Genomic DNA, 18,040 nt, shown 5'->3' on the forward strand with positions numbered 1-18,040 from the left:
TTTTGTTATCAGAATAAAAAATAGAAACATCAATATATAAGAGGTGAAAGCATGGAATTCGATACAATCACCGCTATCTCTACTCCCTTAGGGGAAGGGGCAATCGCCATCGTTAGGATCAGCGGTGATGAGGCCATAGAAATAGCCGACAGGATCTTTAAAGGGCCAGGTGGAAAAGGATTGCTTGATGTGAAATCACACACGATTCATTATGGCCATCTTATCCAGCCTAAAACAGGTGAAATCATAGAGGAAGTCATGGTTTCGGTCATGATGGGTCCAAAGACATTTACAAGGGAAGATGTAGTTGAAATAAATTGTCACGGTGGAATCGTTTCGGTCAATCGGGTATTGCAGCTCATTCTCTCACAAGGTGCTCGTTTAGCGGAACCTGGTGAATTCACGAAACGGGCTTTTTTGAATGGCAGGATCGATCTTTCGCAAGCTGAGGCCGTTATGGATTTAATCCGCGCTAAAACGGATAAAGCGATGAATGTTGCATTAGGTCAAATGGAAGGCCGGCTTTCGAAATTAATCCAAAACCTGCGACAAGAAATTTTACAGACCCTCGCACAAGTCGAGGTTAATATAGATTATCCTGAATATGATGATGTCGAAGAAATGACGCATCGTTTATTTTTGGAAAAGGGCAGTTATGTGAAGAATGAAATAGAGAAGCTGCTTCACACGGCCCAACAGGGCAAGATACTTAGGGATGGGCTTGCGACCGTTATCATAGGGCGCCCTAATGTCGGAAAATCTTCTTTGCTTAACAGCTTAGTTCATGAAAATAAAGCGATTGTCACTGATATTCCAGGTACAACACGTGACGTAATTGAGGAGTATGTCAATGTTCGCGGTGTACCGCTTAAACTTGTCGATACAGCAGGAATTCGCGAAACGGAAGATATTGTTGAACGAATTGGAGTTGAACGGTCTCGTGCAGTATTAAAAGAGGCTGATTTAATATTGCTTGTATTGAACTATTCGGATGATTTCACTGCCGAAGATGAGAAACTGTTTCAAGCGGTTGAGGGTATGGATGTTATCGTTATCATCAATAAAACCGACCTTCCACAAAAAATCGATATGGCAAAGGTTAAGGAAAAGGCGGCATCCCATAAAGTTGTTTCCACCTCATTACTGGAGGATCGAGGAGTCGATGAATTGGAAGAAGCCATCGCTTCTTTATTTTTTGAAGGTTCTTTAGAAACGGGAGACCTGACGTATGTTTCCAATGCCAGGCATATAGCTTTGCTTGGACAGGCATTACAGTCTATTGAAGATGCAATCGATGCTATTGAAATGGGTACGCCGGTTGATTTGGTTCAAATCGATTTCACGAAAGCCTGGGAGCTACTTGGAGAAATCATTGGCGAAAGCGTTCAGGATAATTTGATCAACCAATTGTTCTCTCAATTTTGTTTAGGAAAATAAGTGTAAAAGGAGGAAAAGGATATGCAATACGAAGCAGGTAGCTATGATGTCATTGTTATTGGTGCCGGTCATGCTGGCAGTGAGGCAGGCCTTGCAGCTGCAAGAGTAGGAGCTAAAACGTTGATGATCACCATTAACTTGGATATGGTCGCCTTTATGCCATGCAATCCCTCCGTTGGCGGGCCGGCAAAAGGGATAGTCGTTAGGGAAATTGACGCTTTAGGCGGTGAAATGGGAAAAAATATCGACAAGACCCATATTCAAATGAGGATGCTCAATACGGCAAAAGGTCCGGCTGTTCGTGCGCTGCGGGCGCAGGCAGATAAATTTCTTTATCAACAAGAAATGAAAAAGACGATAGAAGACCAAGAAAATTTGACATTGATTCAAGGAATGGTAGAGGAATTAATTGTTGAAAACGACGTATGTACGGGTGTCATCACTAAAACAGGCGCGGTTTACCGTGCGAAAACAGTCGTAATCACGACGGGAACATATTTACGCGGTGAAATCATTTTAGGGGAATTGAAATATTCAAGCGGCCCAAATAACCAGCAGCCTTCCATCAGGCTTTCTGAGCATTTAGAGCAGTTAGGATTTGACTTGGTCCGTTTTAAAACAGGAACGCCGCCACGTGTGAATAGCTCTTCCATAGATTACAGCAAAACGGAAATTCAGCCTGGCGATGAAGTGCCACGCGCATTTTCTTATGAAACGACAAAGTTCATAACGGATCAATTGCCATGCTGGTTAACGTACACGAATGAGGGGACACATCAGCTCATTGATGAAAATCTGCACCGTTCGCCAATGTATTCCGGAATGATAAAAGGAACCGGACCGCGTTATTGTCCATCGATAGAAGATAAAGTCGTTCGTTTTAATGATAAACCACGGCATCAGATCTTCCTGGAGCCTGAAGGCCGTAATACAAAGGAAGTTTATGTGCAAGGTTTATCCACCAGTCTGCCTGAAGATGTACAAGTGAAAATCCTGCAAACAATTCCAGGACTTGAAAAGGCGGAAATGATGCGTGCTGGATATGCAATTGAATATGATGCTATCGTTCCTACGCAGCTATGGCCCACACTTGAAACGAAGAAAATCAAAAATCTGTATACTGCTGGCCAAATTAACGGGACATCCGGCTACGAGGAAGCAGCAGGACAAGGGTTGATGGCCGGTATTAATGCAGGATTGAATGCAATGGGTAAAGAAGAACTGATTTTAAGCCGTTCGGATGCCTATATTGGTGTTCTCATTGATGACCTTGTGACGAAAGGTACGAATGAACCATACCGTTTGCTGACTTCACGTGCAGAATACCGTTTATTATTGCGCCATGATAATGCCGATTTACGCTTAACGGAAATTGGATTCAATATCGGGATGATCAAAGAAGAACGCTACAATCGTTTCCTTATGAAAAAAGAAGCGGTTGAAATGGAAAAGGAACGACTGAAAACAAACTTCATCAAACCGACCAAAGAGGTTCAAGAAGTCATTACTGCAAGCGGCGGCAGTGAGTTGAAGGATGGAATCCGTGCCTCCGATTTATTGAAACGGCCTGAAATGGATTATTCCCACATTCAGAAGTTGGCGCCAAGTGATGTCGAACTGAGCGATGAAGTGACGGAACAGGTCGAAATCCAGATCAAGTATGAAGGATATATCGAAAAATCCTTGCAGCAAGTCGATCGCCTGAAAAAAATGGAGAATAAAAAGATTCCAGAGAATATCGATTATGATGCAATTTCTGGTCTTGCAACGGAAGCACGTCAAAAATTAAAGCAGGTCCACCCGCTATCAGTAGCTCAGGCTTCAAGAATTTCAGGTGTGAATCCCGCTGATGTTTCCATTTTGCTTGTTTATTTGGAACAAGGTAAGATCGCCAGAGTATCTCAGTAATGGAAATACCCGAAAAGGATTGAAGCAGACATGAATATTGAACAGTTCCAACAAGCACTGCTGGAGAAAGGAATCGAGCTTTCTCCTCAACAGCTTGATCAGTTTGACACTTATTATCGATTATTGGTGGAATGGAACGAAAAGATGAACTTAACAGCCATCACTGATAAAGAAGAAGTTTATCTGAAGCATTTTTATGATTCAATCAGTGCAGCCTTCTATTTTGACTTTAATAAATCATATCGAATTTGCGATGTTGGGGCTGGAGCTGGATTTCCGAGTATTCCATTGAAGATTTGTTTCCCTGATATCCACGTCTCGATTGTGGATTCCTTGAATAAGCGGATTTCTTTTTTGAATCACCTTGCGGATTCCTTGCAATTAAAGGGAGTTTCCTTCTATCATGACCGGGCTGAAACCTTCGCCCAAAAACCGGAGCATCGCGAATCCTATGATATCGTCATGGCGAGGGCGGTAGCCAGGATGTCCGTTTTAAGTGAACTATGTTTGCCGCTTGTTAAACCGGATGGGACTTTCATTGCCATGAAAGCGGCTAGTGCACAAGATGAAATGGACACTGGGAAGAAGGCCATTTTTACGTTAGGCGGAGAAATCGAAGAAATTCATCCTTTCACATTGCCAGAGGAAAATAGTGAAAGAAACATCATTACTGTAAAAAAAGTGAAGAAGACTCCTAAAAAGTACCCGAGAAAACCAGGGACACCAAATAAACAGCCTATTGAATAATCCTTGAAAGAGGAGTATGTTTTCATAGTAAGCGCAGATGATTCAGATATATGGCTGGTACTTGCCCTTATTTTCTTTTACTATAAATGTATGAACTTATTATTTTCACTCAATACTGCATTTGCTAGCAAAAAGACATTTAGGTACATGTTAAAACGTGTGCCCTGTGCTGGCTGATTCAGGGAAATAGTCTAGGGCATGCCGGCCGATATTCATAATAACCGGCCTTCCATTCCTCATTATTGCCTTGATGGCGCCAGTCGACATGTTTTTTACAGTGAAGGGCCATATGTATAACCATGTCGGGAAATGTATGCAGGACTTGTCCTTTAAATAGAGAATATGTTATTTGGGAGTTTTAAAAGGTGGTGTAGGAAGATGAAGCATCCTTTTTCGCGGTTCTTTGGGTTTGGCGAAAAAGAAGAAGAGCAACTAGAGATGGAGACACCTAGCAATAATAATGAAGAGATAAGAAAAATTTCCATTTCTGATATTGTGCCTAATCGATTTCAACCAAGGACCGTTTTTAATGACGATAAAATTGCTGAATTGGCTCAAACGATTCATACTCATGGGATCATTCAACCAATTGTAGTAAGGGCTTATGGTCAGGGAAAATATGAAATCATTGCAGGTGAGCGACGTTTCCGGGCCATGCAAAAGCTTGGCTGGGAATTGGCACCTGCTATAATCAAGGATTTCACCGATACAGAAACGGCTTCCGTCGCGCTGATAGAAAACCTTCAGCGTGAAGAACTGACACCGATTGAAGAAGCTTTGGCTTACGGAAAACTATTGGAGCTGCATAGTTTAACCCAAGAAGCTCTGGCACAAAGACTGGGAATAGGTCAGTCTACCGTGGCGAATAAGCTTCGGCTGCTTAAGCTGCCACAGGAGGTTCAGGATGCACTTCTTCAAAAGCAAATTACGGAACGCCATGCCCGCTCGTTGATACCGTTAAAGAGTCCTGAAAAGCAGCTTAAACTGCTTGTGGAAATCATCGAAAAAGGGTTGAACGTCAAGCAGACCGAAGAGCAGGTCGTCAAGCTCCTGACGGGTACTGTGCAGAAGCCGAAACCTAAGCGAAAAGCGTTTAGTAAAGACATGAGGATTGCCGTGAATACCATACGCCAATCACTCAATATGGTTACAGACAATGGAATAAATTTGGATGCAGAGGAAGAAGAATTCGAGGAGTATTATCAGTTCACGATTAAAATACCCAAGAAAAAAACTTGATTCCCTATCCTTAGCCCGCTTGGTAGTCTTCGATTACCAAGCTTTTTTATTTTCACTCCAAAACTGGCATTTTCCTCCTTGAAAACATTCAACTTTCCCCGGATTTTTAATGCTTTTAAGTGTGTTTGAAATTTTAAGAGGAATTTCAGAAAACGATTTCTTAAAGTAACATTCATGATAAAATAGAAAGAAATAAATGGATTTACGGTACAAATCAATAGATTTATATAGCGTGATGAAGATAGTTGAAAGCAGGTGAATTCGTGGGGAAGATTCTCGCCATTGCCAATCAAAAGGGCGGTGTTGGAAAAACGACAACTTCTGTCAGTCTAAGTGCTTGTCTTGCATATATAGGACAGAAAGTCTTAATGGTTGATATTGACCCGCAGGGAAATGCGACAAGCGGTGCAGGTATCGACAAGGCAGATGTGGAACAATGTATTTATGATGTATTGGTTGATGATGTCGAGGCCAGTACCGTTATCATGGAAACAAAGGTAGAAAACCTATATGCCATACCTGCGACAATTCAACTTGCAGGTGCGGAAATTGAACTTGTTCCAACCATCTCAAGGGAAGTCCGATTAAAAAGGGCATTAGAAGAGGTGCAAAGCCAATATGATTACATTGTGATTGACTGCCCTCCGTCATTGGGGTTGCTTACGCTTAATGCCTTAACGGCTGCTGATGCAGTTTTGATTCCGGTACAATGTGAATATTATGCATTGGAAGGTTTGAGTCAGCTGTTGAATACGGTCCGCCTCGTCCAAAAACATTTGAACCATGATTTGAAAATCGAGGGTGTGCTTTTGACGATGTTGGATGCAAGAACAAATCTAGGTCTCCAGGTCATAGAAGAAGTAAAAAAATACTTTCAGGATAAAGTCTATCAAACCATCATTCCCCGCAATGTCCGTTTGAGTGAGGCACCGAGCCATGGAGAACCGATAATTATATATGATCCAAAGTCACGTGGGGCGGAGGTCTATCTAGAACTGGCAAAGGAAGTGGTATCAAATGGCTAAAGGACTTGGCAAAGGACTTAACGCACTTTTCAACAGTGGGGAGATAAGTAAAGATGAAATCGTGCGCGAAATCAAAGTAAGGGAATTAAGGCCAAATCCTTATCAGCCCCGAAAGAGCTTTCGGCTTGAAGCTATAGAGGAATTAAAGCAATCCATCATGGAACACGGGATATTACAGCCGATTATTGCCCGGGAAAGCATTAAGGGCTATGAAATCGTGGCTGGGGAAAGGCGTTACCGTGCTGCCAAGGAAGCAGGTTTAAAGACAGTTCCGGTCGTTGTGAGGAAATTGAGCGAACAGCAGATGATGGAACTGGCGATTTTGGAAAACCTGCAACGGGAGGATTTGAATCCGATCGAGGAAGCCGTCGCTTACCAAACACTTCTTGAAAAATTGGAATTTACCCAGGAGCAGTTGGCCAATCGGCTGGGTAAAAGCAGGCCCCATATAGCAAACCATGTTAGATTACTTTCTTTGCCTGAAGGGATTAGGAGATATATCTCCGATGGGGAAATTTCCATGGGCCATGGACGGGCATTGCTAGGTTTAAAGAAAAAAGAGTTGCTTAAGCCGGTAGTGGATAAAATCCTCAAAGAAGGTATGAATGTCAGACAGCTAGAGCAATATATACATCAATTGAATGATACCGTTTCACGTGAAACCAAAACTAAGAAACAAGAGAAAAAAGATATATTCATAAAGCAACGGGAGACAAGTCTGCGTGAAAGACTAGGAACGAGCGTAACGATAAAACAAAGCAAGAAAAAAGGAAAAATAGAAATAGAATTCTTTTCAAAAGAAGATTTAGAGAGAATTTTGAACTTGATCGATCAAGAGAACCTTTCCTCTTAGATTGCCTTTATGAAAAGATCGTGACGACTTATGCAGAAAATTAGGTGGATGAGATGGTATTATTAGGGGCCTTGGTGAATGGTGCCTGCATTTTAATCGGTTCGATTTTAGGAAGGTTTTTACAACATATACCTGAAAAGATAAAAGAAACGGTCATGAGCGGCATTGGTTTGGCTGTCATGGTCTTAGGTTTACAGATGGGGTTTAAAAGCGATAATTTCCTTGTTGTCATTTTAAGTATTGTCGGAGGGGCTGTCCTTGGTGAATGGTTGAATCTTGAGGGTAGGCTTAATTCTTTAGGCAATTGGCTTGAACGCAGGATGAAAGCGAAGGAAGGAACTTCGATATCCCAGGGGTTTGTAACGGCTACACTCATATTTGGCATTGGGGCGATGGCCATTATTGGTGCCCTGGATAGCGGCATCCGGAATGATCATGACGTTTTGATAACAAAAGCGATCATCGATGGATTTACAGCATTGGTCCTCGCCAGCACGCTCGGCATAGGTGTACTTTTTTCAGCATTTCCGATCATTCTATATGAGGGGTTAATGGCGATTTTTTCAAGGCAGATCAATACGATGGTCCCAACTGCTTTAATGGATTCCTTCATATTGGAAATGACGGCAACTGGGGGAGTCATGATTTTGGCAATTGGTTTGAATATTATCGGTGTCACCAAAATAAGGGTGGCGAATCTGCTTCCAGGCATAATGATCACCGCCATTCTGGTTACTTTCATGTATTATGTATAAAAAAGAAGGAAGGGGATGACCCCTTCCTTCTTTTTTATCATAAGCAAAAATCGATCAAAGGGTTTTTTCTTGCTTGAATGACCATGTGAAAGGAGTGATGGTAGGTTTTATTGGATAATGATTTTGTGCTTCATGAATTCCCTCGGCAATGGTTTTGGCCATTTTTAGCACAAGATTAAGACGAGTGTTCTGCAAGACCATGAACTCCATGAATCCACTTACATTCACGATTCCTGTAATATGGGCATTTCCAACGGAAGGAAGATCTTTATTGACCCCAGCACCTGGCTTCACTGGTCCCTGGCCGATTTGGACTATGCCGACGCTTTTCATTTTCCCTAAGCAAGCATCGATTCCGACTATAAATGGATTGGTATGCATCTTTTTGATTTCATTTAATTTTTCCTGTAAATTCATCGCATGTATAGGGTCATCCAGAGTACCATAAACATGGAATGAAGAAGAGCTGTTTTCAGCTTTTTCACTAAGCAGAGTGCCGACAAGTGGTCCGAGTGAATCGCCTGTGGAACGGTCTGTGCCTATACAGACGATGACGATTGGTTGAAGCTTTCCGGTAGGTAGGAGGTTGATCAATTCCTGGGAAATTTGTTTGGATGCATCCGTATCTTCATGCAGGATGCGACTCAATCTATTTTTATTATTATTAAATAGACTAGAATTCAGATTCATCGGCTCAACTCCTTTACTTTATTTGGTATTACAGTATACGGATAAAAAAGGGAAAATATACGGTATTTAACATAATGGATGAGGGAATTTTTTGTAGAACATGCAAACAGGTGAAGGGGATATGAATCGACGTTATCCTCTACCAATTGCTTTCATTTATACTTTCTAGTAAATAATTACTTGAATATTTGGGAAAAAACTTCTAATTCTTTTACCTATATACCCATAATTTTTTTGTACAGAAACCATTATTTATTGATAAAATAGAGAAAAACTCTCTAATTCATGGTTATCTCCATGCATGAAGGGTAGAGGAATACGTCTATATGGGAAAAATCATATATAAGATATAATAGTTTTGCAGTTATTTGCATTAAGCAGGAGGAAAATATGGATCGCATTTATGATAGCGTTACAAAAGAGATATTGGATGAAAAGATATGGCTGCTGATGGGCGAGGGCATTATTAAAATCTTCCTTGTTCTGTTGTTATCGCGTATTATTATTACAATAGGAAAGACTATTCTGAATAAATTTTTCAAAGCTCGTTTAAGAAGTCCAATTCGGGTATCGGAGCGCAGGGAAGCGACACTCATTAAATTGCTGGAAAATATCATTACTTATGTCATCAATTTCATTGCCTTGTTGATGATTCTGGAGATTTTTGGACTTCATGTGATGCCATTACTCGCTGGTGCTGGTGTTCTCGGTTTGGCCATTGGATTTGGCGCACAAAGTTTGGTCAAGGATATAATTACCGGGTTTTTCGTTATTTTTGAAGATCATTTCTCGGTTGGGGATTATATTAAAATCAATACTTTTGAAGGGGAAGTCATTGAAATCGGGCTTCGTACAACAAAAATCAAAAGCAGTGCAGGTGAATTGCACTTCATACCTAACGGCAGCATCATCCAGGTCACGAATTATTCGATTTTAAACAGTATGGCTGTTGTTGATGTGACCATACCTAATGATGGATCGGTCGAGCGTGCCGAGAAGGTGCTGATTGATCTTTTAAACAGTATGGAAGGCAGATACGAAGCCCTGGTCAAAGCACCAGAATTTTTGGGAATTGAAAAAATCAGTCCTGAAGAAATCGTCTTTCGGGTTAAAGCGGAAACGAAGCCGATGCATCACATCGAAATCAGCAGGATATTAAGAAATGAAATAAGTGCTGCGCTTGATTCAAGTGGGATTAAATCTACGTACAATGGCAGCGAGTCATAGGAGTTAGGGGGCTCATGGTTATGGAAGAAAAGGAATTTGCACTTAAGGATATTGTGGAAATGAAGAAACCACATCCGTGTGGAGTGAATAAGTGGAGAATTATACGGCTCGGTATGGATATCCGGATAAAATGTGAAGGGTGCGGTCATAGCGTGATGCTGCCCCGACGTGAATTCGCAAAGAAAATGAAAAAAGTTCTGCAAAAGCATGAGGAGTGATCATGCTTTTTTTTTTTGGAGTGAAAGTAGTCCTGCGTTTCTCATGATTTACTTGTCTTTTTAGGAAGCGAAATCTATAATTGGGAAAGGTTTAGGTAATTGGATGGTCTTTATAGAAGATCGGTTCTTTTCCCATATGTACGAATCATCTTGAAGGAGTGAAATATAAATGGCTTTAACAGCTGGTATAGTCGGTTTGCCTAACGTAGGTAAATCCACTTTATTTAATGCAATTACTCAGGCAGGTGCGGAATCTGCCAACTATCCTTTCTGTACGATCGACCCTAATGTCGGGATCGTGGAAGTCCCAGATCACCGTCTGCAAAAATTGACTGAATTGGTTAAACCGAAAAAAACGGTTCCGACAGCATTTGAATTCACGGATATCGCCGGGATTGTAAAAGGGGCAAGTAAAGGAGAAGGATTGGGTAATAAATTCCTTTCCCATATCCGTCAAGTTGATGCCATTTGTCAAGTCGTCCGTTGTTTTGCAGACGATAACATTACCCATGTTTCCGGAAAAGTAAATCCAATCGATGATATTGAAGTCATCAACCTTGAATTGATCCTTGCCGATTTGGAATCTGTTGTCAAACGCATCGACCGTGTCGGAAAAATGGCCAAGCAAAAAGATAAAGCCGCTGTTGCAGAACATGAAATCCTTGTGGCTTTAAAAGAAGCACTGGAAGATGAAAAGCCTGCACGTTCCGTTGAGTTTACTGAAGAGCAGCAAAAAATCGTGAAGGGCATGCATTTACTTACGGCGAAGCCGACGCTTTACGTAGCGAACGTGAGCGAAGATGAAGTGGCGAATGCTGACGATAATGAATATGTACAGCAAGTTCGTGAATATGCTGCGAAGGAAAATGCCGAAGTAATCGTGATTTGTGCCAAAATCGAAGAGGAAATTGCAGAGCTTGAAGGTGAAGAAAAGGAAATGTTCCTATCTGAACTTGGCATCGAGGAGTCAGGTCTTGATCAGTTGATCCGTGCTTCTTATAATCTGCTTGGATTGGCAACATACTTTACAGCTGGTGTACAGGAAGTGCGTGCTTGGACATTCCGAAAAGGAATGAAGGCCCCTCAATGTGCAGGCGTCATTCACACGGACTTCGAACGTGGTTTCATCCGTGCCGAAACGGTTTCTTATACCGATTTACTTGAAGCGGGCAGTCATGGTGCTGCAAAAGAAGCGGGTAAAGTCCGTTTGGAAGGAAAAGAATACATCGTTAACGATGGCGATGTTATCCATTTCCGTTTTAACGTTTAAGATTCAAAGACCCTACCGTTCCATATGTAGGGTCTTTTTTTGCGATTTGAATCATCAGATTACAATTAATTGTAATAAGTCGAACCGTTCATTGCAAAGCTTCTTTAACTATGCTATAATTTTATCTTGTGAGTAATTATAAATAATTGCTCCTTGCCCAATTGGGCCGCTTAGACCAAAAGGAGGTGACAGTGATGAGAAAATACGAAATTATGTATATCATCCGTCCAAACATTGAGGAAGAAGCTAAAAAAGCTTTAGTTGAACGTTTCAACACAATCCTTTCTGATAATGGTGCGGAAGTAGAAGCAAAAGAATGGGGTAAACGCCGTCTTGCATACGAAATCAATGATTTCCGTGATGGTTACTACATGCTTCTTAAAGTTAACGCTGAAAGTGCTGCGATTCAAGAATTCGATCGTCTTGCTAAAATCAGTGAAGACATTATTCGCCACATGGCTACTAGAGAAGAAGTTTAATTCAATATTTATATAAATTCTAATCTTGTTTCACATGAAACAAGCTTGAAACCTAGGGGTTGATTCTGATGATGAATCGCGTAGTTTTGGTAGGACGCTTAACTAAAGATCCTGAATTACGATATACACCTAATGGGGTTCCCGTAGCTACCTTTACTTTGGCTGTGAACCGTAGTTTTACGAATCAGCAGGGTGAACGTGAAGCGGATTTCATTAACTGTGTAGTTTGGCGTAAACCGGCAGAAAATGTAGCTAACTTCTTGAAAAAGGGCAGTTTAGCTGGCGTGGATGGACGTGTCCAAACACGTAATTATGAAGGACAAGACGGCAAACGCGTATATGTGACGGAGATTCTGGCTGAGAGCGTTCAATTCCTTGAACCACGAAGCAGTTCAGCGGGTGAAAGAAATGAAGGCGGTTCTTACGGTGGAGGTCAAAGAAGTTATGGTAATAACGGAAATGACAACAATTCGTATGGACAAAATCCTAATCAGAATCAACGGAGCAATAACAACTACACTCGTGTAGATGATGATCCATTTGCAAATGACGGTAAGACAATCGACATTTCAGATGACGATCTTCCGTTTTAAACAGCCGTTTAAAATGAAAATTCAAAAAAGCAGGGAGGGAAATATATTATGGCAATGGGTGGACGTAAAGGACGCGGTAAGCGTAAAAAGGTTTGTTATTTCACATCTAACGGAATCACTAAAATTGATTACAAAGATACAGATCTTCTTAAAAAATTCGTCTCAGAACGCGGTAAAATTTTACCACGTCGTGTAACTGGCACAAGCGCTAAATATCAACGTAAATTAACGATTGCTATTAAACGCTCACGTACTATGGCATTACTACCATACGTATCTGGTGAATAATAAATTGGCACATTGAGGAGTTATCCTTAATGTGCTTTTTTTATAAGTTATCGCTTATGCCTGAAAACTGCTGAATTGCGGTTTTTTTTATTTCAGAAGGAAGTTATCCGCGCGTTTTCCTCAGAAAAAATAATCATATCCTAAAAAAGAATGTGATGTTTGAAATATCCTGGCCGTAACGGATACAATATAAAGATGGAGATAAAGACATCAATAATAACAGGGGGTGAAATAAAGATGAATAGCGGGAGACGAATTGCCGAGGGCGGAGCACTTCTGGCACTATATTGCATTTTATTGTTCATCACCATTCAAATCCCACCATTGGGTATTTTCACTACTTTCTTTTTACCCATTCCGTTCATACTGGTCACAATCAAACAAGAGTTATCGTGGAGCCTTGGTTACTTATTTGTAGCCTCGCTATTGTCGATCCTCATCGGGACGATATTGTCTGTTCCGCTGACCTTGCTCTTGGGGGCGACGGGAATTGCGATCGGCTATTTTTTGAAAAAGGACAAACCGATGGCACCTATGTTCATAAGCGCAGTCCTTGTCTTTCTGGGGGGCATTTTATTAATGTATGCAGCTTCAGTTTTGATAACGGATGTTAATTACATAGAAGAATCGATGAACATTCTTGAGGGGTCCATTGAAAATTCAATCGGCATCATGGATTCTTTTGGACAGGCACCGACGGAACAAGTCAAAAAGCGGGTGTATGAATCAATCGATATGATGAACACCCTGATGCCAAGTTTGTTCGTCTTGATGTCCGTCATCATGGTTTTATTGATTTTCCTTGCGGCGCACCCCATTGTGAAGAGATTCAGTGATAAGGCGTTAAAATGGCCACATTTTCGAGATCTGCGACTCCCGAAAAGCCTTTTATGGTATTATTTAATTACGATGCTTCTTGCTCTTTTTGTGAATACGGACAAGAACAGTTTTGTATATATGGCCATAACGAACCTATTTTTCATACTGCAGTTCTTCATATTATTACAAGGGTATTCCCTGATATTCTATATTGCTCATGTTAAGTCATGGGTGAAGGCCATACCTGTTTTAATCGTGGTTTTTTCTTTGCTTCTGCCGAATCCGATTATTACGACGGCCGTCCGGTTTTTAGGTATAATAGATTTAGGATTTCCATTTAGGGAGACAATCAAGAAAAAGGAATAGAAGACTTTTTTGTAAAACAGATGCTTTTAGGAGCTGAAACTATGCCATCTTATTTGAAAGAATACTCGATTAAGTCCCCATTGTATGGGGTGCTCGCCGCGGTCGTTTTACTTTTGGGCGTCCTGGCTTATTATAATTGGGTTATTGCACTTGTTGGATTATTGATTCTTGCTGGTTTATTTTATTTAACATTAAGAATGGTAGAAAAAAAGCAACGGAAGACAGAAGAGTATATAACGACTTTATCTTACCGTTTAAAGAAGGTAGGCGAAGAAGCGTTATTGGAAATGCCGATTGGGATCATGCTCTTTAATGAGGATTATTACATTGAATGGACCAATCCATTCCTGGCTTCCTGTTTTAGTGAAGACTCCTTGGCAGGAAGATCGCTATACGATGTTGCGGACTCGATAGTACCGTTAATCAAGCAAGAGATCGAGACAGAGACACTTACGCTCCACGATCGGAAATTCAAGGTGGTCCATAAGCGTGATGAAAGGCTTCTTTACTTTTTTGATGTGACGGAGCAGGTGGAAATCGAGAAATTATATGAAGATGAGCGAACGGCAATTGCGATCATTCTTCTTGATAACTATGATGACTTGACCCAGGGTATGGATGATCAGCGTAAAAGCAGTATAAATAGCTTGGTTACCTCTCTTCTTGATAAATGGGCAAGGGATAATGGCGTTTTCTTTAAACGGGTTTCCTCGGAACGATTCATCGCTGTCTTTAATGAGCATATCCTTCAGCAGCTTGAAAAGGGGAAATTCTCGATTTTGGATGAAATCAGGGAAACGACGGCCAAGCAAAATGTGCCATTGACCTTGAGCATCGGTGTCGGCTCGGCCGTGTCATCCTTGCCGGAACTAGGTACGCTTGCACAGTCCAGCTTGGATCTCGCTTTAGGACGTGGCGGTGACCAGGTAGCCATAAAGCAAGCGAATGGAAAAGTGAAATTCTATGGCGGCAAAACCAATCCGATGGAAAAACGCACGAGGGTCCGTGCCCGTGTTATTTCGCATGCATTGAAGGATATAGTACTTGATAGCGATAAAGTCATTGTCATGGGCCATAAAAACCCGGATATGGACGCAATCGGTTCAGCGATCGGCATCTTGAAGGTTGCCCAAATGAATGAACGTGAAGGCTATATTGTCATCAACACCCAGCAGCTCGATAGCAGCGTCCTTCGTTTAATGGAAGAGATCAAAAATAAAGAAGAGCTGTATGCCCGGTTCATAACACCTGATGATGCATTTGAAATGATTACGGATGAGACGCTGCTGGTTGTGGTTGATACGCATAAACCTTCCATGGTAATTGAAGAGCGGCTATTGAATAGGATCGATAAGGTTGTGGTCATCGATCATCATCGCCGGGGTGAGGAGTTCATCAAGAACTCATTGCTCGTCTATATGGAGCCATATGCGTCATCAACGGCAGAACTTGTGACCGAACTGCTTGAATATCAGCCGAAACGCTCAAAGATTGATATGCTGGAGTCGACGGCGCTTCTTGCGGGTATCATCGTCGATACGAAAAGCTTCACCTTGAGAACGGGTTCACGCACTTTCGATGCCGCCTCTTATCTAAGGGCGCATGGGGCTGATACGGTACTTGTCCAGAAATTCTTAAAAGAAGACGTGGACACTTATATCAAACGTTCGAAGCTCATTGAAGAAGTCATCTTTTATAAAAAGGGAATTGCCATTGCAGCGGCAAAAACCGATCAGGTTCATAATCAGGTGCTCATCGCTCAGGCTGCGGATACCCTATTGACCATGGATGGCGTTGTCGCTTCCTTTGTAATGGCTAAGCGATCTGATGATACAGTTGGCATAAGTGCGCGCTCTCTCGGTGATATCAATGTACAGGTGATCATGGAAATGTTGAATGGAGGCGGACATCTAACAAATGCCGCCACCCAGCAGGTATGCTCCATTGATGAGGCCGAAAGTCGATTGAAAGCAGCTATTGATGAATATTTAGAAGGGGGACATAAAGAATGAAAGTGATATTTCTTAAAGACGTAAAAGGTAAAGGGAAAAAAGGGGAAGTTAAAAATGTTGCAGATGGTTATGCACATAATTTCCTGCTTAAACAAGGATTGGCGGTTGAAGCAAATAATACAAATGTAAAAACTTTGGAAGCCCAGAAAAATAAAGAAGAATCACTTGCAGCAGAAGAGCTGCAGCAAGCTGAAGAATTGAAAGTGCAGCTGGAGAAGTTAACGGTTGAACTATCAGCCAAAGCCGGTGAGGGCGGGCGTTTATTCGGTTCAATCACGACTAAACAAATTGCCTCGGAGCTTCAGAAAAAACACGGTATCAAGATTGATAAACGTAAAATGGAGCTTGCTGATGGCATCCGTTCTTTAGGGCATACAAAGCTTCCAGTCAAGCTTCATCCTGAGGTCACTGCGACACTGACTGTGCATGTGAAAGAAATTAACTAATTTTAGCTGTTTCATATCTGTGAAAAATTGATAAAATAGAGATAGACGAAAAATGTGATTGGGCACGTTGTCCTTTCACTTTTTTCTTTTTTACTAGAAACATATAAAAGGTATCCTCTTAGATTGGGAGGTTTTAAGATATGATAGAACAATTTCAGGATAGGATTCCCCCTCAAAATATAGAAGCCGAACAGGCTGTACTGGGAGCCATTTTTCTAGAGCCCTCTTCATTGACCGTTACATCGGAAGTTTTGATTCCGGAAGACTTTTACAGAAGCTCTCATCAAAAGATTTTTAATGTGATGCTTAAATTGAATGACGAAGGAAAAGCTGTCGATTTGATTACGGTGACAGAGGAACTGGCTGCGACAAAAAACCTTGAAGAAGTTGGCGGTGTTTCTTATTTAAGTGAATTGGCCGGATCGGTGCCTACCGCCGCCAATATTGAATATTATGCCCGCATCGTCGAGGAGAAGTCATTGCTGCGTCGTTTGATCAGGACAGCGACCAACATCGCTCAGGAAGGCTACAGTCGCGAGGACGAGGTCGAGGAGCTGCTCGGGGAAGCAGAAAAAACGATCATGGAAGTGGCCCAGCGTAAAAATTCCGGGTCTTTTCAAAATATTAAAGATGTATTGGTTGCGACTTACGATAACATAGAAATTTTGACTACCCGTAAAGGGGATGTCACGGGAATACCGACAGGGTTTGCTGAACTGGATCGAATGACAGCAGGGTTCCAACGTAATGACCTCATTATAGTGGGTGCCCGTCCTTCGGTTGGTAAAACCGCTTTTGCATTGAATATCGCTCAAAACGTTGCGACCAAAACGGAGGAGAATGTAGCGATTTTCAGTCTTGAAATGGGTGCAGAGCAGCTCGTTATGCGTATGCTCTGTGCTGAAGGGAATATCAACGCTCAGAATTTACGGACAGGTTCCTTAACTGATGAGGATTGGCGTAAACTGACGATGGCGATGGGAAGCTTGTCGAATGCCGGCATTTATATCGATGATACGCCAGGTGTGAGGATTGGTGAAATCCGTTCAAAATGCCGTCGTTTGAAGCAGGAACATGGCCTTGGCATGATATTGATCGATTACCTGCAATTAATTCAAGGAGACGGTCGTTCAGGCGACAATCGTCAGCAAGAGGTATCCGAGATTTCACGTTCACTCAAAGCGCTCGCTCGTGAACTTAAAGTGCCCGTCATCGCCCTTTCCCAGCTATCGCGGGGAGTGGAGCAGCGTCAGGATAAGCGCCCGATGATGTCTGATATCCGGGAATCCGGGAGTATCGAGCAAGATGCAGATATCGTCGCATTCTTATACCGTGATGATTATTATGATAAAGAATCCGAGAACAAAAATATCATTGAAATCATTATAGCGAAACAGCGTAATGGTCCAGTAGGCACGGTTTCGCTTGCATTCGTGAAAGAATATAATAAATTCGTTAACCTTGAACGCCGCTTCGATGATGATTCGATGTCTCCCGGCGCATAGAAAACTGCCTGCCATTATGCAATGGCGGGCTTTCTCTGTTTCGGGAAAAAGAAAGTGCGTTATGATAATAGAAAAAGAAATCAGAGGGTACAATAATGTTTGACAATCCAAAAAAAACGGAAAGAAATTTCTCATATTTACGAACAAAGAATTTTTTAAAAAG

General features: G+C 41.7%; 18 protein-coding genes. 17 read left to right on the plus strand and 1 reads right to left on the minus strand.

The genetic code is table 11. From position 1 onward, the window contains the following. The first annotated feature begins 51 nt into the window (after positions 1-51). From mnmE to ACQKMF_RS11365, 7 genes are all read left to right on the plus strand, one after another. On the plus strand, positions 52-1,437 hold the full coding sequence (gene mnmE, locus ACQKMF_RS11335; protein ID WP_101223979.1) for a tRNA uridine-5-carboxymethylaminomethyl(34) synthesis GTPase MnmE: 1,386 nt from the start codon (positions 52-54) through the stop codon (positions 1,435-1,437). Positions 1,438-1,458: 21 nt separating this feature from the next. Then, the gene (gene mnmG, locus ACQKMF_RS11340) at positions 1,459-3,345 is read left to right on the plus strand and encodes a tRNA uridine-5-carboxymethylaminomethyl(34) synthesis enzyme MnmG (protein WP_402943051.1); all 1,887 of its coding nucleotides are present in this window, start codon (positions 1,459-1,461) and stop codon (positions 3,343-3,345) included. A gap of 30 nt (positions 3,346-3,375) precedes the next feature. Further along, a complete protein-coding gene (gene rsmG / locus ACQKMF_RS11345; RefSeq protein WP_101223977.1) occupies positions 3,376-4,092 on the plus strand; it encodes a 16S rRNA (guanine(527)-N(7))-methyltransferase RsmG in 717 nt (238 codons plus the stop codon). Positions 4,093-4,470: 378 nt separating this feature from the next. After that, positions 4,471-5,331, plus strand: a complete 861-nt coding sequence (noc, locus tag ACQKMF_RS11350; protein WP_101223976.1) for a nucleoid occlusion protein — start codon at positions 4,471-4,473, stop codon at positions 5,329-5,331. Between the two features lie 263 nt (positions 5,332-5,594). Further along, entirely contained in the window at positions 5,595-6,356 is a 762-nt protein-coding gene (locus ACQKMF_RS11355) for a ParA family protein (protein WP_034316249.1), read from the plus strand. Next, a complete protein-coding gene (locus tag ACQKMF_RS11360) occupies positions 6,349-7,209 on the plus strand; it encodes a ParB/RepB/Spo0J family partition protein (RefSeq protein ID WP_101223975.1) in 861 nt (286 codons plus the stop codon). The genes ACQKMF_RS11355 and ACQKMF_RS11360 overlap by 8 nt, the downstream gene beginning before the upstream one ends. A 53-nt stretch (positions 7,210-7,262) precedes the next feature. After that, positions 7,263-7,964, plus strand: coding sequence for a DUF554 domain-containing protein (locus tag ACQKMF_RS11365; protein WP_427573207.1), 702 nt, complete (start codon positions 7,263-7,265; stop codon positions 7,962-7,964). A gap of 54 nt (positions 7,965-8,018) precedes the next feature. On the opposite strand, the gene yyaC is transcribed toward ACQKMF_RS11365, so the two are convergent. Then, the gene (gene yyaC, locus ACQKMF_RS11370; RefSeq protein ID WP_101223973.1) at positions 8,019-8,654 is read right to left on the minus strand and encodes a spore protease YyaC; all 636 of its coding nucleotides are present in this window, start codon (positions 8,652-8,654) and stop codon (positions 8,019-8,021) included. Between the two features lie 390 nt (positions 8,655-9,044). Between yyaC and ACQKMF_RS11375 the strand changes: the two genes are divergently transcribed. The 10 genes from ACQKMF_RS11375 (at position 9,045) to dnaB (ending at position 17,877) form a co-directional block, all read left to right on the plus strand. After that, positions 9,045-9,881, plus strand: a complete 837-nt coding sequence (locus ACQKMF_RS11375) for a mechanosensitive ion channel family protein (protein WP_101223972.1) — start codon at positions 9,045-9,047, stop codon at positions 9,879-9,881. A gap of 20 nt (positions 9,882-9,901) precedes the next feature. Continuing rightward, a complete protein-coding gene (locus ACQKMF_RS11380) occupies positions 9,902-10,099 on the plus strand; it encodes a DUF951 domain-containing protein (RefSeq protein ID WP_034316158.1) in 198 nt (65 codons plus the stop codon). Between the two features lie 169 nt (positions 10,100-10,268). Then, a complete protein-coding gene (gene ychF, locus ACQKMF_RS11385; protein ID WP_034316156.1) occupies positions 10,269-11,369 on the plus strand; it encodes a redox-regulated ATPase YchF in 1,101 nt (366 codons plus the stop codon). Positions 11,370-11,563: 194 nt separating this feature from the next. After that, complete coding sequence (gene rpsF, locus ACQKMF_RS11390; protein ID WP_034316153.1) at positions 11,564-11,848, plus strand: 30S ribosomal protein S6; 285 nt, start codon at positions 11,564-11,566, stop codon at positions 11,846-11,848. A 68-nt stretch (positions 11,849-11,916) separates the two neighbouring features. Further along, positions 11,917-12,441 (plus strand): single-stranded DNA-binding protein, encoded by a 525-nt coding sequence (gene ssb / locus ACQKMF_RS11395; RefSeq protein ID WP_057278276.1) that lies wholly within the window; start codon positions 11,917-11,919, stop codon positions 12,439-12,441. A 48-nt stretch (positions 12,442-12,489) separates the two neighbouring features. Further along, positions 12,490-12,729: a 30S ribosomal protein S18 gene (rpsR, locus tag ACQKMF_RS11400; protein ID WP_053348323.1), complete on the plus strand. Its 240-nt coding sequence runs from the start codon at positions 12,490-12,492 to the stop codon at positions 12,727-12,729. Positions 12,730-12,966: 237 nt separating this feature from the next. Further along, on the plus strand, positions 12,967-13,914 hold the full coding sequence (locus ACQKMF_RS11405; protein WP_427573210.1) for a YybS family protein: 948 nt from the start codon (positions 12,967-12,969) through the stop codon (positions 13,912-13,914). Between the two features lie 41 nt (positions 13,915-13,955). Then, entirely contained in the window at positions 13,956-15,926 is a 1,971-nt protein-coding gene (locus ACQKMF_RS11410) for a DHH family phosphoesterase (RefSeq protein WP_063595549.1), read from the plus strand. Further along, positions 15,923-16,372, plus strand: a complete 450-nt coding sequence (gene rplI / locus ACQKMF_RS11415) for a 50S ribosomal protein L9 (protein WP_352924327.1) — start codon at positions 15,923-15,925, stop codon at positions 16,370-16,372. The genes ACQKMF_RS11410 and rplI overlap by 4 nt, the downstream gene beginning before the upstream one ends. 140 nt (positions 16,373-16,512) lie before the next feature. Then, positions 16,513-17,877, plus strand: coding sequence for a replicative DNA helicase (gene dnaB / locus ACQKMF_RS11420; protein ID WP_034316139.1), 1,365 nt, complete (start codon positions 16,513-16,515; stop codon positions 17,875-17,877). Positions 17,878-18,040 lie beyond the last annotated feature (163 nt).

The sequence above is a fragment of the Peribacillus sp. NPDC101480 genome (genome assembly GCF_050277335.1).
Taxonomy (GTDB): Bacteria; Bacillota; Bacilli; order Bacillales; family DSM-1321; genus Peribacillus.

Excerpts from the sequence above, each read along its gene's own strand:
- mnmE (WP_101223979.1), top strand. The coding sequence starts at position 52 with ATGGAATTCGATACAATCACCGCTATCTCTACTCCCTTAGGGGAAGGG.
- mnmG (WP_402943051.1), top strand. The coding sequence starts at position 1,459 with ATGCAATACGAAGCAGGTAGCTATGATGTCATTGTTATTGGTGCCGGT.
- rsmG (WP_101223977.1), top strand. The coding sequence starts at position 3,376 with ATGAATATTGAACAGTTCCAACAAGCACTGCTGGAGAAAGGAATCGAG.
- noc (WP_101223976.1), top strand. The coding sequence starts at position 4,471 with ATGAAGCATCCTTTTTCGCGGTTCTTTGGGTTTGGCGAAAAAGAAGAA.
- ACQKMF_RS11360 (WP_101223975.1), top strand. The coding sequence starts at position 6,349 with ATGGCTAAAGGACTTGGCAAAGGACTTAACGCACTTTTCAACAGTGGG.
- ACQKMF_RS11365 (WP_427573207.1), top strand. The coding sequence starts at position 7,263 with ATGGTATTATTAGGGGCCTTGGTGAATGGTGCCTGCATTTTAATCGGT.
- yyaC (WP_101223973.1), bottom strand. The coding sequence starts at position 8,654 with ATGAATCTGAATTCTAGTCTATTTAATAATAATAAAAATAGATTGAGT.
- ACQKMF_RS11375 (WP_101223972.1), top strand. The coding sequence starts at position 9,045 with ATGGATCGCATTTATGATAGCGTTACAAAAGAGATATTGGATGAAAAG.
- ACQKMF_RS11380 (WP_034316158.1), top strand. The coding sequence starts at position 9,902 with ATGGAAGAAAAGGAATTTGCACTTAAGGATATTGTGGAAATGAAGAAA.
- ychF (WP_034316156.1), top strand. The coding sequence starts at position 10,269 with ATGGCTTTAACAGCTGGTATAGTCGGTTTGCCTAACGTAGGTAAATCC.
- rpsF (WP_034316153.1), top strand. The coding sequence starts at position 11,564 with ATGAGAAAATACGAAATTATGTATATCATCCGTCCAAACATTGAGGAA.
- ssb (WP_057278276.1), top strand. The coding sequence starts at position 11,917 with ATGATGAATCGCGTAGTTTTGGTAGGACGCTTAACTAAAGATCCTGAA.
- rpsR (WP_053348323.1), top strand. The coding sequence starts at position 12,490 with ATGGCAATGGGTGGACGTAAAGGACGCGGTAAGCGTAAAAAGGTTTGT.
- ACQKMF_RS11405 (WP_427573210.1), top strand. The coding sequence starts at position 12,967 with ATGAATAGCGGGAGACGAATTGCCGAGGGCGGAGCACTTCTGGCACTA.
- ACQKMF_RS11410 (WP_063595549.1), top strand. The coding sequence starts at position 13,956 with ATGCCATCTTATTTGAAAGAATACTCGATTAAGTCCCCATTGTATGGG.
- rplI (WP_352924327.1), top strand. The coding sequence starts at position 15,923 with ATGAAAGTGATATTTCTTAAAGACGTAAAAGGTAAAGGGAAAAAAGGG.
- dnaB (WP_034316139.1), top strand. The coding sequence starts at position 16,513 with ATGATAGAACAATTTCAGGATAGGATTCCCCCTCAAAATATAGAAGCC.